Raw genomic sequence first — 22,444 nt, 5'->3', positions numbered from 1 at the left:
GCCCGGAATCCGCCGGGCATCCTGATTCCGAACCGTGCGGCGACGAGCGCTGCCTGGGCTTGAGGAGGGCTGACGAATGGCTATCACTGTGCTGGGCCATGCCCGCGTCAGTCTCATCCCAAGCTTCAGGAGCACCCCAGTTGTCTTCAGACGTCTTTCGTTCCGAATCTGAACTCTTCACCGCTTCAGATCAATACTCTTTCGAGTTCCAGCAGGTCGATGAAACTCTGGCGCGCAACCAGCGCTGGACCACCTGGCTGGACGTCGAGCGCGGTTCTCGCGGGCCTGAGCCCCGCCCCTCGTGGGTGGTGACGGCACAGGCCGCGATCGACACCGAGCTCGGCGTCCTCAAAACCGGTAAGGAAGCTGATGTCTTCCTGATCGAGCGCGCCGTCGAAGCCATCGGCGATGCGCCCGCACAGTCCTCGTTGCTCGCCGCCAAGCGGTACCGCACCGAGGAACACCGGTCCTTTCACCGCAGTACGTCGTACGTCGAGGGCCGTCGTACTCGCAATAGCCGCGACAGCCGTGCCATGGCCAAGAAGACCCAGCACGGGCGCAGTGTCGCGGCCGGGCAGTGGGCCGGCGCGGAGTGGGGCGCACTGAACCAGCTGTGGAAGGCTGGGGTCCCGGTGCCGTACCCGGTCCAGATCGACGGGACCGAACTGTTGATGGAGTTCATCGACGACGGTGAGGGCGGTGCCGCGCCACGGCTCGCGCAGGTCCGTCCGTCGAAGGAACTGCTCGGTGCGTACTTCGAGCAGCTGCGCAACGCCATGCGGGAACTCGCCCGGGCCGGCCTCGCGCACGGCGACCTGTCGCCGTACAACGTGCTGGCCCAGGGCGAGCGGATCGTGATGATCGACCTGCCGCAGGTGATCGATGTCGTCGGCAACCCGAAGGGGATGGAGTTCCTCCTCCGGGACTGCCACAACATGGCGACCTATTTCACCAGCAGGGGCTTGGAGATCGACGAACAGGAGCTGTTCGCCGATCTGCTCAGCATGGTGTTCTAGGACACTGCCTTCGCGGCGGCGCGGCCCGCTGTGCGGCCGGTGAACAGGCAGCCGCCGACGAAGGTGCCTTCGAGGGAGCGGTAGCCGTGGATACCGCCGCCACCGAAGCCGGCCACTTCACCCGCCGCGTAGACCCCGGGCAACGGCGTACCGTCGGTGCGCAGGACCCGCGAGTCCAGGTCGGTCTGCAGACCGCCGAGGGACTTGCGGGTCAGGATGTTCAGCCGGACGGCGATCAGCGGGCCGGCCTTGGGATCGAGGATCCGGTGCGGAGTGGCGACCCGGATCAGCTTGTCGCCGCGGTAGTTGCGGGCGCCCCGCAGCGCGGTGACCTGCAGGTCCTTGGTGAAGGTGTTGGTCAGCTCGCGGTCCCGGGCGACGATCTGGCGCTCGAGATCCTCGAGGTTGATCAGGTTGTCACCGGTCAGGTCGTTCATCCCGCGGACCAGGGCGGGCAGGTCGTCGCGGATCACGAAGTCGGCGCCGCGGTCCATGAACGCCTTCACCGGCGGCGTCGGTCCGCCGCGGGCACGGCCGAGGACGGCCTTGATGTCCTTGCCGGTCAGGTCCGGGTTCTGCTCCTGGCCGGAGAGGCTGAACTCCTTGTCGATGATCTTCTGGGTGAGCACGAACCACGTGTAGTCGTAGCCGGTGGTCATGATGTGCTCGAGCGTGCCGAGGGTGTCGAAGCCGGGGAACAGCGGGACCGGCAGCCGCTTGCCGGTGGCGTCGAACCACAGCGACGACGGGCCGGGCAGGATCCGGATGCCGTGCATCGGCCAGATCGGGTCCCAGTTCTGGATGCCTTCGGTGTAGTGCCACATCCGGTCGCGGTTCACGTACCGGCCGCCGGCCTGCTCGGTGATCGCGAGCATCCGGCCGTCGACATGCGCCGGTACGCCGCTGATCATCCGCTGCGGGGGTTCACCCATCCGCTTCGGCCATTGCGCGCGGACGAGATCGTGGTTGCCGCCGATCCCGCCGGACGTGACGATGACCGCCTGGGCGGACAGCTCGAAGTCCTCGACCTCGGTGCGCGAACTCGGCTGCCCCCGCAGGACGCTGCTCGGCTCCAAGACCTTGCCGGACACGCCGTCGACGACACCGCCGGTGACGGTCAGCTCGTCGACACGGTGCCGGAAGCGGAACTCCACCAGCCCCTTGGCGACGGCCTCACGGACCCGACGCTCGAACGGCGCGACCAGTCCCGGGCCGGTACCCCAGGTGATATGGAACCGCGGGACCGAGTTGCCGTGACCGTCGGCGTTGTACCCACCGCGCTCGGCCCACCCGACCACGGGGAAGAACCGCACGCCCTGGGCATGCAGCCACGACCGCTTCTCGCCGGCGGTCCAGTCGACGTACGCCTCGGCCCACTGCCGCGCCCATTTGTCCTCGTCGTCGAGCCGGTCGAACCCGGCCGAGCCGAGCCAGTCCTGCCACGCGAGCTCGTGCGAGTCCTTGATGCCGAGCCGGCGCTGTTCGGGCGAGTCCACGAACATCAGCCCGCCGAACGACCAGAACGCCTGGCCGCCCAGCGACGCCTCCGGCTCCTGGTCCAGCAGCAGCACCTTCTTGCCGGCGTCGGCCAGCTCCGCGGTCGCTGCCAGCCCGGCCAGTCCCGCCCCCACCACGATCACATCGGCGTCCATGCGCCCATGTATACCGGACAGTAGGCAGCGCTGAGGGAGACATGGACTCTGGTGCGCGTAGTTGCAAGAATGTCGGGTGTGACGATCCTTTCTGCGCAAGATCTCGTGCTGCCTGCCGCTGCCCTGGGCGGGGAGAACCCGCTGCCGCCGCTGCGCAGCCACCAAGAGGTGCACGAGGTCCGCAACCTCGCCGAGCTGCCGCCAGACCTGCAGGCGAACATCCAGTACGGCGGCCTGCGCAGCACCCTGCCGTGTCTGGATCAGGACGGTTATGACCGGACGCTCGTCGAGACCGCGCTCCCGTCCTTGGTCCTGGAGAACGACCACCTCCGCGCCGTCGTACTGCCGAGCCTGGGCGGTCGGCTCTACTCGCTCGTGCACAAGGCGACCGATACGGAACTGCTCTACCGCAACCCGGTCTTCCAGGCGGCGAACCTGGCGCTGTGCAACGCGTGGTTCGCGGGCGGCGTCGAGTGGAACGTCGGCAGCACCGGCCACTGGACCGGGACGTGCTCCCCGATGCACGCGGCCCGCGTCGAGGGCCCGGACGGTACGCCGATCCTGCGGTTGTGGGAGCTGGAGCGGACGCGGAACCTGATCACCCAACTCGACTTCTGGCTGCCGGAGGACTCCGAGTTCCTGTACGTCGGCGTGCGGCTGCAGAATCCGGCCGACCACGACGTACCGGCGTACTGGTGGTCGAACATCGCGGTCTCGCAGTCGCCGGAGACCCGGGTGCTGGTGCCGGCGGAGCAGGCGTGGCGCTACGGGTACGGCGCTCGGCTGGACCTGATCGACGTGACTGATGAGCTCACGTATCCGATGCGCCATGAGAAGGCGGTCGACTTCTTCTTCGAGCCGCTGCCCGGTGAGCGGCCGTGGATCGCGTCGGTCGATGCCGAGGGCAACGGATTGGCGCAGGCGTCGACCGAGCGGTTGCAGGGCCGGAAGCTGTTCGTGTGGGGCGAGGCTCCGGGTGGTCGGCGGTGGCAGGAGTGGTTGGCGCCGGGGCTCGAGGGCCCTGGGTACGCAGAGATCCAGGCGGGGCTGGCGCGAACTCAGATGGAGCACTTGAAGTTGCCTGGGGCAACTTCGTGGCAATGGTTGGAGGCGTACGGGCGAGTGTCGGCGGACCCGGTCGCGGCGCACGCCGACGACTGGCAGGTCGCACGAGCAGCCGGCGGTACGGCGTTGCGTCCGCTTCTGGATGGGATGCCGGCGCGCGAGGCCGAGTGGTCGACCGTCGTGGACGCAGTCCCGGTCGAGCGGCTGTACGTCGGTTCGGGCTGGGGTGCGTTGGAGTTGGCGCGGACCGGGTGGACGGTGTCGGCGGGGACGCCGTTCGATCCGGACACGATGACTGCGCGGGAACGGGCATGGTTGCCGTTGCTGGATGGACAGTTGCCGGTCGCGGACGCCGTACCGGATGGGACGTTGGTGGCGTGGCGGGAGCTGTTGGAGAAGGCGGCGGACAACTGGCTGGTCTGGTACCACCGTGGGGTTGCTCGGTACTACGCCGGTGATGAGGCGGGTGCGCTGGAGGCCTGGCGTGCGTCCGGGGACAACGCGTGGGCGCTGCGCAACCTCGGTTTCGTGACGGGTGACCTCGACGCCTATCGACGTGCTGTGGAGCTGCGTCCGGATCTCGTCGAACTGCGGGTCGAGGCGCTCACGTTGTCATTGGATCCGGCTCTGTTCGAGGGTGCGCCGGACGATCCGCGGATCCAGTTGCTCCGGGTGCGCGCCGCGCTCGAGTCCGGCGACCCGCAGACCGCTCACGAGTTGCTGGCGGCAGGCATTCAGTTGGCGACGGTGCGCGAGGGCGCGAACCCGTTGACCGACTACTGGCTGGCGGCGGAAGAGGCCCTGGGGACCGGTCGCCCGGTGCCTCCCGAGTATCAGTTCGGCATGTCAGGAACCTGACGGGACAAATTCTTTCGCCGAACCTGGAACCGAGTAGATCTTCCTGGCGTCTCACCGTCGTGCGGCAAGGGCCGCGCAGTCATTTCGACAACGACCGCGTCGCTCGCGGGCGACGCGTCGGGGGTGAGTGCCATGTTGACCATCGTTCTACTCGGTGGGTTCGGCCTGGTGCTGCTGGTCACCGCCTTGATCGTGGCGGATGTGGTCAGCGGTTCCCGGCGTGAGGCGAACTCTTCGGGCAGTGAGGAAAAGACCGCGGGGCGGGTGATCCGGGTGCGCGGCCCGGTGCACGGTCGCCTGCAGGACGGGACTCCGGCCAGCTACACCGAGGTCCACGTCGAGTACTACACCCGCCGGGGTGAGGGACCCTACGAGGTCACCCGCAAACTTCCGGTCGGCAGCAGGACGTCGTACCAGAAGGGCGATCGGGTGATCGTCGCGTACGACGTGCGCACACCACGTCGCGGCCGGATCGCCGGTCGCGTCACTCATTGGCCCACCTTGGGGCCGCGCGCCGGTCAGACCTCTCCGGAGGAGCCGCTTCCTCAGCGGTAAAGACCCGCGCGTGTTGGAGTCCCTCACCTGATGACAGGTGAGGGTTTTGTGATTCAGGCCGGAAAGTGCGGAGCGAGCAGGCTGTAGAGGGCGGGGAGCCCTTGCGCCAGAACGTTCTCGGACTCCGCCTCCGGCAGTCGGTCGGCGAGGTGGGCCAGCGCCTCGCCCATGGCGATGCTGGTGGTGACCGCCAGCCGGAAGTCGCGACTGTCCCGCGCGCCGAAGCGCGCCGCCAGCAGCTCGGAGAACTCACCGGCGTGCTGATCGTCGTACTCGCCGGGCTGGGTCTCCAGATCCGGATCGCCCAATCCGCTCAGCACGACCGCGCGGAAGCCCGGATCGGTCCGGTGCATCTCGCGGAACGTGCTCATCGTGACGTCGACGGCCTGTCGCCAGCTGGTCACCTCTGCCAGCCGGAGACTCACCGCCTCGGTGTAGCGGGCCTGGTTGCGCCGCTCGATCGCCTGGATCAGGCTGCGCTTGTCGGGGAAGTACCGATAGACGCTGCCAACCGCGATCTCGGCCCGTTTCGCAATGCCGCTCGTGGACGCCGCGTCGTACCCGCGCTCGACCACTTCGGCACAGGCCGCGTCGAGGATGCGCTCGACCTGGCGGCTGGCCCGGTCCTGGGTCGGTGTGCGGCGCAGCGGATACGCCCCCGATGTCACCATTCGGCCATTGTGCACCGAATCGGAGACAACGCTGCCACCTTCGTATGACAGATTGCCGTCAGATCTGCCTCATGCACTCACAGGAGGGGAACGTACTCCATGCGTATCAGCAAATCGGTGATCGCCGGCATCGCGACCACCGCGGTCGCCGCATCCGGTCTGGCCGGTTCGGCACTGACCACCCAGACGTCCCAGGCGAGCACCACCGCCGGGCTCAAGATGAACCAGATCCAGGTGATGGGTTCGCACAACTCCTACCACCGCGAGGTCAGTGACGACGAGAAGAAGATCCAGTTCGGCCAGCGTCCGGACTCGGTCGACCTCTGGTACTCGCACGCCCCGCTGGGGCAGCAGCTCGAGGACCAGAACGTCCGCCAGCTGGAGCTCGACCTGTTCCCAGACCCGGCCGGTGGGCTCTACACCTACCCGCTGATCCGCAAGATCGCCAAGCTGCCGGCGCTCACCGACCCGGAGCTGGCCAAGCCCGGTATCAAGGTGATGCACATCGTCGACGTCGACTACAACACCGTCTGCCGCAGCTTCGTGCAGTGTCTGCAGCAGGTGAAGACGTGGTCCGACGCGCACCCGCACGCCGCGCCGATCGTGATCAACCTCGAGCTCAAGCAGTCCGACCCGGCGATCGTCGCCCAGGGTGGAGTGAAGGCTCCGCCATGGGATGCCGGCAACCTGAACAGCGTGGACGCCGAGATCCGCTCGGTCTTCAGCGAGCAGCAGCTGCTGTCGCCGGACGACGTACGCAAGCCGGGCCTGACGCTGGAGCAGTCGGTCACCACCAAGGGCTGGCCGACGCTGCAGAACGCCGCCGGCAAGGTGATGTTCTACTTCGACAATGGCGGTCCGGGCACCGAGATCCGCGACCTCTACCGTGCGGGCAAGCCGAGCCTGGAGGGCCGGGCGGTCTTCACCCGCGGCGCCGAGGGTGACGCCGACGCCGCGGTCACGCAGGTCAACGACCCGCGCGGGACCGGTACGGCGGAGATCCAGCGCCTGGTGAAGAAGGGCTACCTGGTCCGGACCCGTTCGGACGAGCCGCTGGCGACGATCCGGGACAAGGACTTCAGCCGGGTCGGCATCGCACTGGCGAGTGGTGCGCAGTACGTCAGCACCGACTTCCCGGTGGCCGGGATGGCGGCGCGGTACGACAGCGACTTCGTCGCGGAACTGCCGGGCGACACCCCCGTACGCTTGAACCCGGTAACAGGCAAGCCTGGAGCACGCGTAGCGGAGAGGTGATCTGAACATGTCGGAGCACGTGGTCGACGTCAGCTGGAGCCGTGGTGAGCACGAATTCACCTACGACACCTACAGCCGTGATCATGAGTGGCGCTTCGACGGCGGGATCACCGTGCCCGGGTCCGCCAATCCGGCGTACCTGGGCAGTCCCGGTCCGGTCGATCCCGAGGAGGCGTTCGTGGCCGCGATCTCGTCGTGCCACATGCTGACGTTCCTCGCGATCGCCGCCAAGAAGCGACTGGTGGTCGATTCGTACGACGACCACGCGGTCGGTGTGATGGCGAAGAACGACGCCGGCCGGGTCGCGGTCACCGCGGTGACCCTGCATCCCACGATCGTCTGGGCCGGCGAGACGCCCGCGGCCGACGTACTGGATCGGTTGCATCACCTGGCGCACCGGGAGTGCTTCATCGCGAACTCGGTGACGACGGAAATCACCGTGGCGCAGTAAAAAACCACCCACCGGGTCTGGCCTGAGCCTCGCGCAAGCGGCGTCAGGACAGTCGGTGGGTGGTTTTGCGATGCACCTCTGTGGTGGTGCATCGGACGGATCCGGCGGCGCTGCACATGGGCGCCTCTGCGTTTCGTGTGCTCGTCCGTGCGGTCCAACTCGGTGGGTAGGACCGTGCGGGTGCGCCGCCGGGGATCCGTTCGTCCGGTTCGCGCCAGTTACTGCTCAGCGGCGGCGTCGCTCCGGTCGTCTGTGGGGGTCGTCGTCTCGACGGTGCGGCCCAACTCGGTGGCCAGTGCCGTCATCATTCGGTGGATCGTCATGCCAGTGAGACGCACCCCGGACCGGGGTATGACGGGAATTTCGGGAATTTTCTGAATGTGACCTATGCCACTTTGTGCGGACTTACGTCTCGTCGAGCCCGTCGAGGCGCAGCGGGACGAGTTTGCGGGCGTCGTCGTACGACGTCCCGGTCAGCTCGAGGAGGTCGACGACGGTCGACCGGATCTGCCCGAGCACCACCACTGCGGACAATCCGGTCGGCAACGGCATATCCGCCGTACGGCGGCCGAGCTCGCCCAGCACGCGGTGGGCGGCGACCTTGGCGGCCGGTTCGAACAGGGACTCGGCGATCAGCCGGGTGCCGTCGGCCAGGCGGTCGAGGAGCATCGGGTATTCGTCGGGCATCCGCTCATCACGCCAGACCGAGACCGCGCACCGCCGTACCAGGACTCGGATGTTGCGGATCGCGCGGTCGAGCGGGACGACAAGGTCGGCGATCTGCTGGACGCGGCCGCGGTGCCGGCGGCGGAACGGGGAGAGGCGGACGACAGCCACGCCTTCCGCGGCCGCGCTACGGAGGTCGTCGAGCATGGCCTCGCTCGCGCGTGCGCGGCGGAGCGCATCGGTCAGCTCGCGCTCATCGCGTTCGTCGTCGTGCGCCTCTTGGTCGGTCTTGTCGCGAAGGCCTTCGGCGGTCTCCACCAGGATTGCCGAGAGCTCGTTCAGGACCTCGGAGGCTTGTTGCCTCGGGCGCCTGATCGCCGCGGCCGGGGCGATCGTTGCCGCCGCGAGGGCGACCACGCCACCGAGGGCCGCATCCAGCCAGCGGCTGAAGCCCGCGCCGGGATTGGGCAGCAGGGTGGTGACGATCGCGGCTTGGACGCCGGCTTGGGTGGTCATCAACGTGCCGGCGCCGAGCAGTACGGCGACGCTCATGGCGAGCGCGACCACGAAGATGATCTGCGGGATCCCGGTACCGAAGAAGCGGACGAACAGGTCGCCGACCCCGACACCGACCGCCACCCCGACCATGACCTCGGCGACGCGACGCAGCCGCTGGCCGAAACTGAAGCCGAGACAGACCATCGCGGCCACGGGCGCGAAGAACGGTGCTTTGTGGCCCAAGGCGTAGCGGGCCAGCGCCCAAGCGGCACCGGCGGCCAAGGCGCACTGGGCGATGAAGAAGATCCGGTCGCGCCAGCGTTCGAGCCGTCGCCGGACCGAAGCGCGCGAGCGACGGGCGGCCTGCGGCGCGATGTCGTCGCGCAGTTCCCGCAACTGATCGAGCGTCAGCCTGACCGGATCCATCCGTTCATTGTGCCTGGCTTGATTAGTGGGGCGGTGACGGGACACTGTGTGTCCATGACCGAGAACAACCGCGAGGACTACGGCAGCTACAGCGTCGACGACGAGGACCAGCTGCAGGCGGAGGACACCCTGAACGACCGTGGGGTGGACGATCTGCTCGACGAGGGCTACTCGCCGCCCGAGAAGTGGTCCGCCGGGGAAGGGTTCGGCACCACCGCCGAGGAGGCGCTCGAAGGCGAGACCCTGGAGCAGCGGATCGCCCAGGAGGAGCCCGACATCGACCCGTACGCCGAGGACGGCGAAGACGTCGGTGGCCCCGAGGTCGGCGTACGGCGTTCTGGTCGTCTCGTCGCCCCTGACGAGGGCGCGCACTCCGACTCCGAGTCGGACCTGGTCGCCGAGGACGTCGGCTTCGACGGCGCCGCGGCCTCAGCCGAAGAGGCCGCCATTCACGTCGTCGACGACGAGGACAACTTCGAACTCGACACCGATGACGACACCGACCTCTCCTCCTACGAGAACGTAGACCTCGGCGACGTCACCGACCCCGAGAACTGATCCCTAGCGTCCGAAAACTCGCCGACGGTGCGTGGCGAGTCTTCGGACGCTGTTTCGGGGTTGACCTAGCGTCCGAAAACACGCCGACCACGCCCTCCGGTTGTTCGGACGTTAGCGGGGGGTGACGGTGACTTTGGTGCCGTGTTGGGGGACGAGGGTGACGTTCTTGGCCTGGGCTGGTTCGGGGGTGGGGTCGGGGGCCTGGAGGTTGTAGGCGGCGAGGGTGGCGCGGAGGATCTCGGTGCCTTCCATCAGGGAGAAGCCGGCGCCGATGCAGCGCCGGGCGCCGCCGCCGAAGGGCATCCAGGTGCCGGGCGCGGGCGGGTCGTCGGAGAGGAACCGCTGGGGGCGGAACTCCTCAGGGTTGGGGAAGTGTTCGGCGTCGCGGTGGACGAGGCCGATCGCAGCCAGGACCGTGGTGCCGCGGGGGAGGCGATAGCCCGCCAGGTCGGTGGTCTCGGTGAGGCGGCGGCCTACCTGATAGACGACCGGGTGCAGGCGCAGCGACTCCTTGACGATGGCTTCCAGTTCGCCGTCGGCGTTGTGGTCGGCCGCGTTCTGGCCGAAGGCGAGGTCCTGTTCGTTGCGGGCCAGGTCGTGGAAGGCCCAGGCCAGTGCGGTGGCTGTGGTCTCGTGGCCGGCCAGGAGCAGGGTCACCAGTTGATCGCGGAGTTCGACGTCGGTCCATTCGCCGGCCGCCAGCAGCCGCGTCAGTACGTCGTTGCGTCCGGCAAGGTTCCCGCGGCGGCGCGCGATCTCGTCGTACAGGATGTCGTCGACCTGCTGTTGTGCGCGCAGGAAGCTCCGCCACGGCGGGATGCGCAGGAGAGCCGGGTAGAAGCCGCCGAGCATGATCACCGGCGAGACCGAGACGATCTTGTCCATCAGCGGGCGCAGGGTGTTCAGCCGGTCGACGTCGGTCACACCGAAGATGACCTGCAGGATGATCTCCAGCGTCAGGTTGCGCATCCGCTGGTGCATCTGGAACGGCTCGCCGACCGGCCAGGTCGCGATCTCGGCGACCGCGAGCTCGTGCACCATGTCGGCGTACCCACGCAGGGCTTGGCCGGAGAAGGCGGGCATCAACTGCTTCCGCATCCGGACGTGGTCCTCGTCGTCGAGCAGGAGCAACGAGCTCGAACCCATCACCGGCTCGAGTGCGGTGTTGCCTTCACCGGCGTGCACGACCGCGGGTGAGCTGCCGAAGACCTCGCGGATGTGGTCCGGCCGGCTGAGCACGACGCAGACCCGGCTCGACGGGACCAGGCGGATCGTGAAGACATCGCCGTACTTCTCGCGCCATCGGGGGAAGTACGTCTTGCGGTTGACCGCGAACAGCAGGCTCTGCACGAGCGTCGGCAGCCGCGGGCCGGGCGGCAGCGTGCGCGCCGTCTGCCGATCGAGGGTGCGGGAACCGAGCAGTGGAGTCGGAGCCATGCAGCGACGCTACGTCACAAGGGTGAACGGTGAGCGTCGTACGCGACAAGCGCAGCAACGATCCTGGGCAACTGATCGTCGCTGACCGGATCCAGGCCGGTGAGTCGCGCGACCTGTTTCAGGCGGTAGTCGACGGTGTTGGCGTGGACGTGCAGGTCGGCCGCGGTCTGTCGTCGGCTGCGGGCGTTGGCGAGGTAGCAGCGCAGGGTCGTGAGGAGATCGGCTCGTTCCGTCAGTGGTTCGAGTAGCTGAGCCAGGCGGTCGCGGGCCGGGCTGGGGCGACTCAGCTGGAACTCGAGCACGAGGTCGTCGAGCTCGTAGACGCCGGGTGGGTGGCGATGGATGCGGATGACGTCGAGCAGGTCGCGGACCAGTGCGGCCGCAGCCGGTACGTCGGCCGGCACGCTACTCGTGATCGCGAAGGTGAGGTCCACTCCGGCGACCCGGCTCAACCGGCTGCGGAGGGTGGTGACGTCGCTCTTCTTGCAAGGCAGCAAGGCGATCCCACCATCCACGGACAGGCTCGCCATACTGCCCGCGAGTCGGTCGAGCTCGACCCGGATCCGCCGAAGCTTGCGTCGGGCAACGATCTGCGGGTCGACACCGGGCTCGAGTTCGTCGGGGTGTCGGCCGAACGCGAGCCCGGCGACGACGTACTCGGCTGGTAGTCGGACGCCGGTCCGCAGCGCGGCCTCGTCGACCGCGCGTCCGTCGAGCAATGCCGCGAGTACCGCTTGCCGAGTCGCCTGGTCCTCACCCGCGATCGACTGCCGTTCCTCGAAGTAGCTCGCGGAGACGATGGCGGTCACGTGCTGCAGGAAGTCGAGGATCAGCCGGTTGAGCGCGATCGCGTCGGGCAGCTCATCCGGTCGGAAGCCTTCGGCGACGTCGTTCGCGCAGACCTTGCCGCCGAGGTGGTACGCCGCCAGCAAAGCCTCGAGGGGCACGCCCTCCTCGGCCCGACGTCGGGCCGATTCTCGCAAGGGCGCCAGTACGTCGCCAGTCGGTACGACGCCTGTCCGGAAGGTCTCGATGAACGCGCGCAGACTCTGATCGGTGATCCGGCGGATGTCGCCCTGCAGTTCCTCGGCCGGCAACTGCGCGTAGAGCGGGATCTCCGCGACCAACCGCGCCAGTACGTCGTCGACCAGCCGCGGCAGCCGGGATCGGACCAGCTCATGCACGAGCACGCCGCCGGATCGCAGCTCCTTGTGATCCGTCACAACGATCACCCCTCGAACTCTGGGCGTGGCCCCAGCGACCAGCAGCTGGTTTGGGGTCGAACATTACTACCCAGAAGTAGTGCTCGACCGACCGCAAAGGGTGATCAGATGAAACAACGGGTACTACTGGCCGTGGGAGTGCTGCTGACCGGCCTACTCAGCCCCGCCGTGGCGCACGCCTCGGACCCGCTGGAGTACGTCGCCCTGGGCGATTCGTCGGCCGCGGGGCCGCTGATCCTGCCGCAGATCGACCTGCCCTGCCTGCGGTCGGGCGTGAACTACCCGCATGTCGCCGCGGCGAAGCTCGGCGCGCGGCTGGTGGACGTGACGTGCTCGGGTGCGGTGATCCCGGACTTCAGCGGGCGACAATTCGGCTTCGTGCCGCCGCAGTACAACTCCCTGAAGTCGACGACCGACCTGGTAACGGTCGCCATCGGGGGCAACGACACCGGGCTGGTCGCGGCCGCACTCAGCTGTATCAACCTGCTGCCGGCGCCGGCTGGGGTGTCCTGCAAGGAGCGTTTCACCGCTGGTGGTCGTGACCAGCTCGCGGCCGGTATCAGTGCTACTGCGCCGGCTTTTGGCCGTGCGCTGGATCGGATCCGGACGTTGGCGCCGAATGCCCGCATCTTGGTGACGGGGTACGGCACCTACATTCGCCCGGGCGGGTGCTATCCCACGATTCCCGTCTGGCCTGCTGACGCCGACTACCTGCAGGCTACGGTTGACCGCCTCAACCACATGCTCGCTACTCAGTCGGCGCTGCACGGGGCGACGTATGTCGACCTTCGTACTCCGTCCGTTGGCCATGATGCTTGTGCCCCGATCAGTCAGCGCTGGTTGGAGGGGCTGGTTCCTACCTCGGATGCGGCTCCCCTTCATCCGAGTCGTGCTGGGATGGCTGCGTTTGGTGGGCTGGTCGCTGCCGCGGCTGGATGATCTCCTCGCGCCGGCTACCGCCGGCGCCCCACCCAGGGTGGGAGGGGGCAGCGCGGATGCCCATCCGGCCACCAGTCGGCGAATCGGGAACTGCGGCTCCCGGAGGCCGGCGTTGTTCCTCTCATGAGCGAACTTCGCAATCTCGGCACCTCCAGTCTTCGCGTCTCGTCGTTCTGCCTGGGCGGCAATGTCTTCGGCTGGACTGCGGACGCACCACAGTCCTTGCAGCTGCTCGACGCCTACGCCGCCCAGGGCGGGAACTTCATCGACACCTCCGACTCCTACATGAACTACTTCCCTGAGCAGGGCAACCTGCCGGGGCAGTCGGAGACGATCATCGGCGACTGGCTCGCCAGGCGCGGGAACCGGGAGCAGATGGTGATCGCGACCAAGGTCGGCGATCATCCGCAGTACCTGGGGATCGAGCCGGCCACGATCAAGGCCGCGGTCGACGAATCGTTGCGCCGGCTGCGGACGGACTACATCGATCTGTACTACCTGCACTACGACCGCGACGAGTCCATCCCGGTGGGCGAGGTCATCACCGCGCTCGACGAACTCGTGCAGGCGGGGAAGGTCCGGGCGATCGGTGCCTCGAACGTCACGCCGGAACGGCTCTCCGCCTTCCTCGAGTTCTCCGATCGCGAAGGCAAGGCCCGGTTCACCGCTGTGCAACCGCCGTACAACCTGGTCGCTCGTGACGGGTACGAGGGCGGGATGCGCACGGTTGTCGAGCGCGCGGGGGTTGCTTGTGTGCCGTACTTCGCGTTGGCGTCCGGCTTTCTGACCGGGAAGTACCGCGCGGGCGAGACCGTCGACACCGTGCGGGATGTTCCTGGGCTCGCGGGTGGGTACGCCGGGACGGAACGTGGGACGAAGGTGATCGACGCGGTGGGGCAGGTCGCGGCGGGACGAGGTGTGGAGCTGGCGACGGTGGCGCTGGCTTGGGTCGCTCAGCAGCCGACCGTCGCGGCGCCGATCGCGTCCGCGCGCACCGTCGAGCAGCTCACCGCGCTGTTCGCGATGGAGAACGTCCAGCTCACTGAGAGCGAACTCGAGGTGCTGGACGTGGCATCGCGCTGACGACGAGTACTGCTAGCGCGGTGGCCCAGATGTTTGCCGGCCACAGCGACAGACGTTCGAAGAAGCCGTGCCCCGCGCCGCCGGGGTGGATGCTGAAGGCAACCGCCCCGGCCAGCGACGCGACGCCGACTGCGAGGGTCACCCAGCCGAAGGTGGGCCGCGTGCTGCGGAAGGCGAGGCCGAGCAGGATCAACGCGAGCGGCTGGACGAGGAAGCCCGGGCCGGACACCAGGCTGTGCAGGGCGAGGTTCTTGTCCATCGGCACCAGCCCCGTGCCGATGGAGGTCAGGCCACCGATCACGTACAGCACCACTGCGGTCGTGGTCATTCGCCCGGACGGCAACTGTCCGCGAAGCAGTACGGCGCCGGCAGCCAGCAACACCCCGGACACCACGAACGACGTGTTCATGAACGCGTGCCACGGCGAGCACACCGTATAGGGGCCCAACGGTGGCTCGCCGAACGTCGTACAGGTGACTGCGCCGAGCTCGCTGATCGTGTTGCCCAGGAACGAGTAGGGCACCGTCACCCGCCCGGCGGTGATGACCTCAGTCACGAAGTACAACGGCTGGACCAGCCAGAACACCACACCCCAGAACACCGGCTTCCGCATGACCTCAGTATCGCCCGCGGCCCACCACCGCTGAGTGCCTTCGGGCAGCGCTCTTGCCCGGAGTCGCCTCCTCGACTAGTTGCCGCAGGCACCCAAAGCGCCCGGTACCAAGGAGCTGGTACCGGGCGCGGCGGGGAGGGGCACCGGGGTGGGGGAGGGTGGTGCCCCTGCGGGTTAGGAGCGCTTGAGGCGGAGGGTCAAGATCTGGAAGGGACGGAGGTCCAAGGCGACCCCGCCGTCCAGGTCCCGGTCCGCGAGGTGGCGCTCGAGGAGGTCTACTTCGGTCACCGACGCCGTCGCGAAGGACGGGGTGAGGGTGCCGCGGGAGCGGCCGCCGGTGGATTCGTAGAGGCGGACGATGACGTCGCCGGACTGGTCGTCGGCGAGCTTGAGGGCTTCGACGACGAGGTTCGGGTTGTCGATGGTGACCAGCGGGGCTACGCCCTCGGCGCCGGTGACGACGCGTTCGGGGAGGTTGATGCGGTAGCCCTCGGAGATCGCTTCGGGGATGCCGGCGCCGACGACCAGTGCGTGGTTGACGGTGTGCACACCCTGGTCGGTCTTCGGGTCGGGGTAGCGCGGGGCCCGGATCAGCGAGGTGCGGATCGTGGTGGTGGTGCCACCGTCGGGACGCGCGGTGCGGTTGATGTCGTGGCCGTAGGTGGAGTCGTTGACGACGGCGACGCCGTAGCCGGCTTCGGCGACGTGGACCCAACGGTGGGCGGCGATCTCGAACTTGGCCGCGTCCCACGAGGTGTTCTGGTGGGTCGGCCGGAAGATGTGCCCGAACTGGGTCTCCGACGCCGAGCGGTCGGCGTGCACGTCGACCGGGTACGACGCCTTGAGGAACTTCTCGGCCTCGTGCCAGTCCATCTCGGTCTCGATGTCGACCCGCTTCGCGCCCGGCTCGAGCCGCAGGGTCTGGGTGACCGTGGACCGGTTGAAGGAGCGCTTCACGACGACCGTCGCGACGCCGTCGACCGTGCTGAAGTCGACCGAGTCGACCTCGGTGACGTCCCGGACGTTGTTCTTGTAGAACGAGTCGACGTCCCAGGCGTCCCACTGGTTCGGGGTGTCCACGTGCAGCTGGAGAAGGTTGCCGACGGCACCTGGTGCGATCACCTCGCGCGCGGCCTCGACGTCGTACAGGGAGGTGATCAGACCGCGCTCGTCGATGGTGACCCGGATGACGCCGTTGTCCAGTACGCCGTTCGCCACGGAGACCGGGGTCTCGGCGGCAGCCGCGACCGCGGCACCCAGGCCGGCAACGCCGTTGCGCGTGTGCGGCGCGGCGTTGAACACGATCGACGAGGAGCCGTCGCCCGCCAGCGCCTGCTGGGCCTTCGCGATGATCGCTTCCAGCTCGGCACCCAACCGGGAGTAGGTTTCCTCGGCCTCGCGGTGCACCCACGAGATCGACGAGCCGGGCAGGATGTCGTGGAACTGGTTCAGCAGCACGGCCTTCCAGATCCGGTCCAGCTCGTCGTACGGGTAGCTGTCGAGCTTGCCCGCGACCACGGCCGCTGCCGACCAGAGCTCGGCCTCGCGGAGCAGGTGCTCGCTGCGGCGGTTGCCCTGCTTGGTCTTGGCCTGCGAGGTGTACGTCGCCCGGTGGATCTCCAGGTAGAGCTCGCCGGACCAGACCGGGGCCTGCTCGGCGTACTCCTCCTCGGCGGCGCTGAAGAACTCGGTCGGGGACTCGATGGTCACCCGCGGCGAGGACTCCAGGTTCGCGACCCGGCGGGCGGTCGCGACGAACTCACGGGTGGGGCCGCCACCGCCGTCGCCGTACCCGAACGGGGCCAGCGAACGGGTCGCGGCGCCGTTCTCCTGGAAGTTGCGCTGGGCGCGCGCGAGCTCGCGACCGGACAGGTCGGAGTTGTAGGTGTCGATCGGCGGGAAGTGCGTGAAGATCCGCGTCCCGTCCAGGCCCTCCCACCAGAAGGTGTGGTGCGGGAACTTGTTCTCCTTGTTCCAGGAGATCTTCTGGGTCAGGAACCACTTCGAGCCGGACAGCTTCACCAGCTGCGGCAGGGCCGCGGTGTAGCCGAACGAGTCCGGCAGCCAGACCTCCTGGGTGTCGATCCCGTACTCGTCCAGGAAGAACCGCTTGCCGTGCACGAACTGCCGGGCCAGCGCCTCGCCGCCGGGCAGGTTGGTGTCGGACTCGACCCACATGCCGCCCACCGGAACGATGGTGCCCTCGGCAACGGCCTTCTTCAGCCGCTCCCAGACCTCGGGGTAGTTCTCCTTCACCCAGGCGTGCTGCTGGGCCTGCGAGAACGCGAAGACGAGCTCCGGGTACTCCTCGGCCAGCGTCGCGACGTTGGAGACGGTGCGGGCCACCTTGCGGCGTGTCTCGCGCAGCGGCCAGAGCCAGGCGGAGTCGATGTGCGCGTGGCCGACCGCGGACACCTGGTGCGCGGAGGCATGGGCCGGACGGCTCAGTACGTCGGTCAGCTGGGCGCGGGCGTCAGCCGCGGTCTTCGCGACGTCCTCGTAGTCCAGGGCGTCGAGAGCGCGGCTCAGCGCACGGAGGATCTCGCGGCGCCGCGGCTCCTGCAGCGACAGCTCCTTCTGCAGGCCGTCCAGCGCCTCCAGGTCGAGGATCAGGTCCCACACCTCGGCGTTGAAGACCGCCAGGTCGGCGCGGGTGAGCTGGTAGATCGGCCGGCCGCCCGGCTCGGGCTTGTCGCCGATCGTCGTCGGCGAGAAGCCGCCCTTGTCGCCGAGCACCTCCGGGTTCGCGGCCGCCTCGACGTAGAACTCGATCGAGTCGCCGGCCGCGGCCGCCGTACCGTCCGGGCCGAGGATCGACAGCGGCGCGTAGGTCTGGCGCGGGTGCAGGCCCTTCAGCGGCCGGCCGCCGGTGGTGTGCACCAGGCCCTCCGCGGAGAAGCCGGGACCGCCGCTGAAGCCGAGGTCGATGACCGCCTCGATCTCAGCTCCGGCCCACTCGGCCGGGACCTGGCCGCTGAACTTGAACCAGGCGGTACCCCAGGCGGGACCCCAGGGCAGGCCGATGGCGGCCGGCTCGTAGGTCTGCGCGAGCGCCTCGGCGGGTGACACGGGCTCACCAGGTGCGTGCCACACCTCGATGTCCAGCGGGACCGCGGCGCCGTAGACCGCGGGGCTGATCCGCTCCCGCAGGGCGCGCTGCAGCCGCTCCTCGATGAGTTGACGGTCGTCGTGCACGAAATCATCCTCCGGGGCCTGTGTCACTGGGGTTCAGTCACGCAACCCACGCGGGCGCGCGATGACAACGCTGTCACACCGACCGGGGGCCCGTCCAGACACAGTTTGTGCGAACTTGCCGGTGGCCGCTGCGGGTAGCGGTTCGGTAGCGGCGGGCGCACGTAGCTACCGATCCGGCCCGGTTGCCGCATAGGTTGTCCTGCATGGATCGTCCCCGCCTGATCATGCCCGAGTCGATGAGCCGGCGCAGTCTGCTCGGCCTGGGCGCGGCCGCCGCGGCCGCCTGCATGGTGCCCGGGTGCTCGCGGGGCCGCTCCGACGAGCCCGCGCCGTCGGCTCCGGCCAAACTCGCGACCGGGAACCTCGGCGGCGTCTACAACACGTTCGGCACCGGGCTGGCGGCACTGGTCAGCGAGGTCACCGGCATGACGCTGAGCCCGGTCCCGACGGCCGGGTCGATCGACAACCTCCGCAAGGTCGCGGTCGGGACGTACGACGTCGGCTTCACCACCTCGGATTCGGCGTACGCCGCGTACGAGGGGCTCGGCCAGGAGTTCGGGCGCGGATCGCTGAAGTTCAGCGCGCTCGGCCGGACCTACGACAACTACGTGCACGTCGTGGTGCCGATGGCGTCGAAGGTCAAGACCCTCGCGGACCTGGAGGGTAGGCCGGTCAGCGTCGGACCGAACAACTCGGGGACCAAGCAGGTCGCCGAGATGATCCTCGCGACGGCCAAGAACAACAAGGGCAAACTCGGGGTCACCGTCGATGCGAGGAAACTGTCGCTGGAAGATGCGGCCACTGCGCTGACCGACGACGCCAAGCCGGGGGAAAAGATCGATGCGATGATCTGGAGCGGCGGTCTGCCGACCGGGCCGATCGCAGCGCTGCAGGCGACCATCGGTTTCCGGCTGCTCGACATCGGCGAGGTGGCCCAGACCATCGCGCTCAAGCAGTTCGGCGGCTACATCGTCTCCTCGATCCCGCCGAAGACCTACGGACTGGCCAGCGCGGTCCCGACCCTGACGATCCCGAACTACCTGATCACCCGGCAGAACCTGTCCGACTCCTGGGCCTGGTGGATCGTGAACACCCTGTTCCGCCGCCAGAAGGACCTGATCGGCACCCCGGACGACAAGGATCACTACCACCCGGAGGCCAGCGCGCTGGACCCGCGATCGGCGATCGCGACGATGCCGGTGCCGCTGCACCAGGCCGCCGAGCGCTGGTACCGCAACAACCACATCTGAGGGCGCGCAGGCAGGAATACGGTCGTCACCGCAACAGGTGACCCCGATCACATTCCGCACTCGGTTCCGTGGGACGATCGCCGGGTTCCGACGGCCTGCCCACGGAGGATGCTTTGCCGCCCAAGTTCACCCGATGGCTCGAATGGGCCCCGCTCGCCATCTTGTCCCTGGCCGGTGTCGCGACCGCGGTGGCCGACCTGTTCGGCTGGCTGGACAAGATCACATCCAAAGGCGTCTCGGCGATCACCCTGCTCCTGGTGAGCGGCGTGGTCGTGACGCTGCTGACCCGGCTGTCCCCACTGCACCACCTCGAGCGGATCCGCGCGGAGCTGGACAGCCTCGACATCGGTGCCAGCGCCGAAGCCCGGCTCCGGGACCAGTACGGCGGCCTGACCCGGGTGCATCGCATCTTCCCGGTCGACGTGTTCGAGGGGTATGTCCGGACCGCCCAGCAGGTGACGATCCTGAACACCTGGATCCCCAACCTCGGCTTGCTGATGGACGAGCTGGAGGTCGCTGTCGGCCGCCGTGCCGAGGTGCGGATCCTGATGCTCCATCCGCAGTCGAAGCTCGTCGGACTCCGTGACGCGGCCCTGGGGGCGACTCCCGGGGCAGCGGGCGCCGCACATGTCAGCAGTGGGGTGGAGGACTGCCTGGAACAGCTGTCCGAGCTCTACGGCGGCCTGACCAAGCAGTACCGGAGCTGCCTCAAGGTGAAGGTGTTCGACTCCCAGGCCTCGATCTCGGTCTACCGCGCCGACGACCACTACCTGGTCAGCATGTTCCTGCACGGCCAGCTCGCGATCGAGACACCGCAGTTCGAGATCGAGGGGACGACCGGTACCGTCCTCGGCCGCCAGGTGCAGAAGGAGCTGAAGAAGCTCTGGGAGATCGGCACCGACGTGGATCTGGGCAACTGGCGCGCGAGTATTGAGAAATCGGATCCGGAGCCGGAGGAGTGACAGTGCGGGACTTGGACGAGTTCGAGGACAACCTGATCGCGGAGTTCCGCGCTCATCCCGTCCTGCGTGACATCGAGACTGTGCCCGAGGAGACGCTGCACGAGATCCTGCTGCAGCGGCGGTTCGTGTCGCTGGCCTTCACGCCCGCCTACGACCTGGCGATCGATCTGCTCACCGACGAGCAGGCGATCCGTACGGCTCGCGTGATCCTCCGCGAGGAGTACCCCGAAGGCACCACACCAGGCGGTACGCCGTCGCACCGTGAGGACATGGTGACCGACCTGCTCGCGGTCGGTGTCGACCGGTCGGCGCTGCTGCGGTCGCGGAAGTCCCCGGCCACCGCGGCCGCCGTCGAGGCCTCCCTGGAGCTGATCGCGACCGCGGGCGAGTCGAAGTACGCCGACGTCGAGCTCATCACGCTCCTGCGGTTCTGGGGCGAGGTGCTGGTCTCCGTCGAGTACGGCGAGCTGTGGCGCCGGATCGGTCCCGTGCTCGGCAGGGGCTCGGTGTTCTACTACCCCCACCTAGTGCACGACGCGAAGTCGCAGCCGCTGGTCGCGGAGCCGGCGCAGTCGCAGACCCACTCCGACCAGCTCGGCCTACGACTCGTGCAGCTGCTCGACTCCCCAGAGGCGCAGCAGCGCTTCCGGGTGATCGAGCAGGCGACCATCGGGATCAAGACCGCCTTCTACGACCAGTTCCGCACTCAGAGTTCGTAGTCGTCGATCAGGGGGACGCGGACCTCGATCACCAGACCGCCACCGATCGGCGGTCGGGCGACGACGCGGCCGCCGACCCTGGCCGCCTCGGAGCGGACGATCGCCAGACCCAGGCCGGTGCCCGGCATCTCGCGGTGGTGGGCACTGCGCCAGAACCGCTCGCCGACCTTCTTCAGGTCCCGCGAGCCGAGGCCGAGACCGTGGTCGCGCACCGACAGCACGACCTCGTCGGCGTCGCGGGTGACCGAGACCTCGACCGGCGGAGCGCCGTACTTGGAGGCGTTGTCGAGCAGGACGTCGAGGATGTCGTCGACCTCCAGTTCGGGGCCGACGCCGCCCGGGACCATGTCGCCGATGATCAGCTCGAGGTCGTCGGCGGCGTACACGGCCTTCCAGCCGACCAGCCGTTCCTTGACCGCCTGCGCGAGGTCCAGCGGCTCCTCGCTGTTGCCCTCGGCATCGGCTCCGGGGCGGTCCGAACCAGCCAGCCGGGACAGCCGCTGGACGATCCGACCGAGCCGGTCGATGTCGCTGAGCGCGAACCGCGCGGTCGGGGACAGCCGGGACAGGCCCTCGATGTGGATCCGCGCCGAGGTCAGCGGCGTCCGGAGCTGGTGCGAGGCGTCGGCGACGAACTCACGCTCGCGCTGCCGGGCCTGGTGCAGGCTGAGGGCCATCGAGTTGAAGCTGTCGCCGAGACGCCGCAGCTCGGGAGCCCGGCCGTCGGTGGAGACCCGGGTGTCCAGCGCGCCCCGGGTGATCTGGTGGGTCGCGTTGTCCAGGTCCTTCAGCGGCTTGATCACCCACCGGCTGATCGGCCGGACGATGCCGGCGATGATCGCGCCGATGCTGATCAGCAGTCCGATCAGCAGCAGGATCAGGCTGCCCCGGACCTCGATGCGCGGGTCCTCGGTGGGTACCCGCAGGACGGCGGCGCCCAGAACGCGGCCGTTGTTGGCGACCGGCCGGGCGACGACCATCTCGCCGCTCTGCCACGGCCAGAGCGCCGGCGGCTCGGCCGGCAATCGGCCTGCCAGCGTGCTGCCCAGGGCGACCGCGATGTCGGGCGTGGTGACGTCGACACCGGACTTGGAGGTCGCGACCACCTTGTTGTTGTCGTCGACGATGAAGACGGGCGTGTGGTACAGGTCGTCGTACCGGACGGCCATCTCACGCAGGTTGGCGATGTCACCGGACTGCAGCGGAGCCTCCGCCATGGTGGCGAACCAGTCCGCATCGTTGCTGCGGGACAGGAACAGCGTGCGGGAGGCGCCGGTGGCAATGAAGTTCGCCAGCGGGACGGTGGCGATGATGGCGAGCAGGACCACCATCGGAACGAGAGACTGCAGTAGG

The 22,444-nt window shown here is 68.4% G+C and carries 19 protein-coding genes; 11 read left to right on the top strand and 8 right to left on the bottom strand.

Going from position 1 to position 22,444, the window contains the following annotated elements; translation table 11 throughout:
* Positions 1 to 140 precede the first annotated feature (140 nt).
* Positions 141 to 1,016 carry a serine protein kinase RIO gene (locus ACIA49_RS40670; RefSeq protein WP_396383708.1) on the top strand — a complete coding sequence of 292 codons (876 nt, stop codon included), beginning with the start codon at positions 141 to 143 and terminating at the stop codon, positions 1,014 to 1,016.
* Here ACIA49_RS40670 and ACIA49_RS40665 read toward each other — a convergent pair.
* The gene (locus ACIA49_RS40665) at positions 1,013 to 2,668 is read right to left on the bottom strand and encodes an FAD-binding dehydrogenase (protein WP_396383707.1); all 1,656 of its coding nucleotides are present in this window, start codon (positions 2,666 to 2,668) and stop codon (positions 1,013 to 1,015) included. The genes ACIA49_RS40670 and ACIA49_RS40665 overlap by 4 nt on opposite strands.
* A 78-nt stretch (positions 2,669 to 2,746) precedes the next feature.
* On the opposite strand from ACIA49_RS40665, the gene ACIA49_RS40660 reads away from it, so the two are divergent.
* Positions 2,747 to 4,591, top strand: coding sequence for a DUF5107 domain-containing protein (locus ACIA49_RS40660; RefSeq protein ID WP_396383706.1), 1,845 nt, complete (start codon positions 2,747 to 2,749; stop codon positions 4,589 to 4,591).
* A gap of 132 nt (positions 4,592 to 4,723) precedes the next feature.
* On the top strand, positions 4,724 to 5,146 hold the full coding sequence (locus ACIA49_RS40655; RefSeq protein WP_396383705.1) for a DUF3592 domain-containing protein: 423 nt from the start codon (positions 4,724 to 4,726) through the stop codon (positions 5,144 to 5,146).
* A gap of 53 nt (positions 5,147 to 5,199) precedes the next feature.
* Here the strand turns inward: ACIA49_RS40655 and ACIA49_RS40650 are convergent, their stop codons facing one another.
* Entirely contained in the window at positions 5,200 to 5,817 is a 618-nt protein-coding gene (locus ACIA49_RS40650; protein WP_396383704.1) for a TetR/AcrR family transcriptional regulator, read from the bottom strand.
* Between the two features lie 99 nt (positions 5,818 to 5,916).
* Here ACIA49_RS40650 and ACIA49_RS40645 point away from each other — a divergent pair, with 99 nt between their 5' ends.
* Positions 5,917 to 7,071: a phosphatidylinositol-specific phospholipase C1-like protein gene (locus ACIA49_RS40645; RefSeq protein WP_396383703.1), complete on the top strand. Its 1,155-nt coding sequence runs from the start codon at positions 5,917 to 5,919 to the stop codon at positions 7,069 to 7,071.
* A gap of 7 nt (positions 7,072 to 7,078) precedes the next feature.
* Positions 7,079 to 7,522: an OsmC family protein gene (locus ACIA49_RS40640; protein ID WP_396383702.1), complete on the top strand. Its 444-nt coding sequence runs from the start codon at positions 7,079 to 7,081 to the stop codon at positions 7,520 to 7,522.
* Between the two features lie 405 nt (positions 7,523 to 7,927).
* On the opposite strand, the gene ACIA49_RS40635 is transcribed toward ACIA49_RS40640, so the two are convergent.
* Positions 7,928 to 9,112 carry an aromatic acid exporter family protein gene (locus ACIA49_RS40635; protein ID WP_396383701.1) on the bottom strand — a complete coding sequence of 395 codons (1,185 nt, stop codon included), beginning with the start codon at positions 9,110 to 9,112 and terminating at the stop codon, positions 7,928 to 7,930.
* 54 nt (positions 9,113 to 9,166) lie between these two features.
* On the opposite strand from ACIA49_RS40635, the gene ACIA49_RS40630 reads away from it, so the two are divergent.
* Positions 9,167 to 9,670 carry a DUF5709 domain-containing protein gene (locus ACIA49_RS40630; protein WP_396383700.1) on the top strand — a complete coding sequence of 168 codons (504 nt, stop codon included), beginning with the start codon at positions 9,167 to 9,169 and terminating at the stop codon, positions 9,668 to 9,670.
* A 111-nt stretch (positions 9,671 to 9,781) separates the two neighbouring features.
* Here ACIA49_RS40630 and ACIA49_RS40625 read toward each other — a convergent pair whose 3' ends face one another.
* The gene (locus ACIA49_RS40625) at positions 9,782 to 11,107 is read right to left on the bottom strand and encodes a cytochrome P450 (RefSeq protein WP_396383699.1); all 1,326 of its coding nucleotides are present in this window, start codon (positions 11,105 to 11,107) and stop codon (positions 9,782 to 9,784) included.
* Between the two features lie 14 nt (positions 11,108 to 11,121).
* Positions 11,122 to 12,339 carry a PucR family transcriptional regulator gene (locus ACIA49_RS40620; RefSeq protein WP_396383698.1) on the bottom strand — a complete coding sequence of 406 codons (1,218 nt, stop codon included), beginning with the start codon at positions 12,337 to 12,339 and terminating at the stop codon, positions 11,122 to 11,124.
* 99 nt (positions 12,340 to 12,438) lie between these two features.
* On the opposite strand from ACIA49_RS40620, the gene ACIA49_RS40615 reads away from it, so the two are divergent.
* Both ACIA49_RS40615 and ACIA49_RS40610 read left to right on the top strand, forming a co-directional pair.
* Positions 12,439 to 13,269, top strand: coding sequence for an SGNH/GDSL hydrolase family protein (locus ACIA49_RS40615; protein WP_396383697.1), 831 nt, complete (start codon positions 12,439 to 12,441; stop codon positions 13,267 to 13,269).
* A gap of 123 nt (positions 13,270 to 13,392) precedes the next feature.
* Positions 13,393 to 14,352 (top strand): aldo/keto reductase, encoded by a 960-nt coding sequence (locus ACIA49_RS40610; protein ID WP_396383696.1) that lies wholly within the window; start codon positions 13,393 to 13,395, stop codon positions 14,350 to 14,352.
* On the opposite strand, the gene ACIA49_RS40605 is transcribed toward ACIA49_RS40610, so the two are convergent.
* Positions 14,309 to 14,965, bottom strand: a complete 657-nt coding sequence (locus tag ACIA49_RS40605) for a DUF998 domain-containing protein (protein WP_396383695.1) — start codon at positions 14,963 to 14,965, stop codon at positions 14,309 to 14,311. The two genes, ACIA49_RS40610 and ACIA49_RS40605, sit on opposite strands and share 44 nt — an antisense overlap.
* A gap of 174 nt (positions 14,966 to 15,139) precedes the next feature.
* On the bottom strand, positions 15,140 to 18,160 hold the full coding sequence (locus tag ACIA49_RS40600) for an alpha-mannosidase (protein WP_396383694.1): 3,021 nt from the start codon (positions 18,158 to 18,160) through the stop codon (positions 15,140 to 15,142).
* Between the two features lie 203 nt (positions 18,161 to 18,363).
* Here ACIA49_RS40600 and ACIA49_RS40595 point away from each other — a divergent pair, with 203 nt between their 5' ends.
* The 3 genes from ACIA49_RS40595 to ACIA49_RS40585 all read left to right on the top strand — a co-directional run bounded on the left by ACIA49_RS40595 (position 18,364) and on the right by ACIA49_RS40585 (position 21,091).
* On the top strand, positions 18,364 to 19,410 hold the full coding sequence (locus ACIA49_RS40595) for a TAXI family TRAP transporter solute-binding subunit (protein WP_396383693.1): 1,047 nt from the start codon (positions 18,364 to 18,366) through the stop codon (positions 19,408 to 19,410).
* 113 nt (positions 19,411 to 19,523) lie between these two features.
* Entirely contained in the window at positions 19,524 to 20,372 is an 849-nt protein-coding gene (locus ACIA49_RS40590; protein ID WP_396383692.1) for a hypothetical protein, read from the top strand.
* A gap of 2 nt (positions 20,373 to 20,374) precedes the next feature.
* Complete coding sequence (locus ACIA49_RS40585) at positions 20,375 to 21,091, top strand: hypothetical protein (RefSeq protein ID WP_396383691.1); 717 nt, start codon at positions 20,375 to 20,377, stop codon at positions 21,089 to 21,091.
* Here ACIA49_RS40585 and ACIA49_RS40580 read toward each other — a convergent pair.
* Complete coding sequence (locus tag ACIA49_RS40580) at positions 21,079 to 22,422, bottom strand: ATP-binding protein (protein WP_396383690.1); 1,344 nt, start codon at positions 22,420 to 22,422, stop codon at positions 21,079 to 21,081. The genes ACIA49_RS40585 and ACIA49_RS40580 overlap by 13 nt on opposite strands.
* Between the last annotated feature and the right edge of the window lie 22 nt (positions 22,423 to 22,444).

This window comes from Kribbella sp. NPDC051587 (assembly GCF_044453945.1).
Lineage (GTDB): Bacteria > Actinomycetota > Actinomycetes > Propionibacteriales > Kribbellaceae > Kribbella.
Note: the sequence above shows the minus strand (reverse complement) of the source record. Positions and strands in the feature narration are given on the sequence as shown.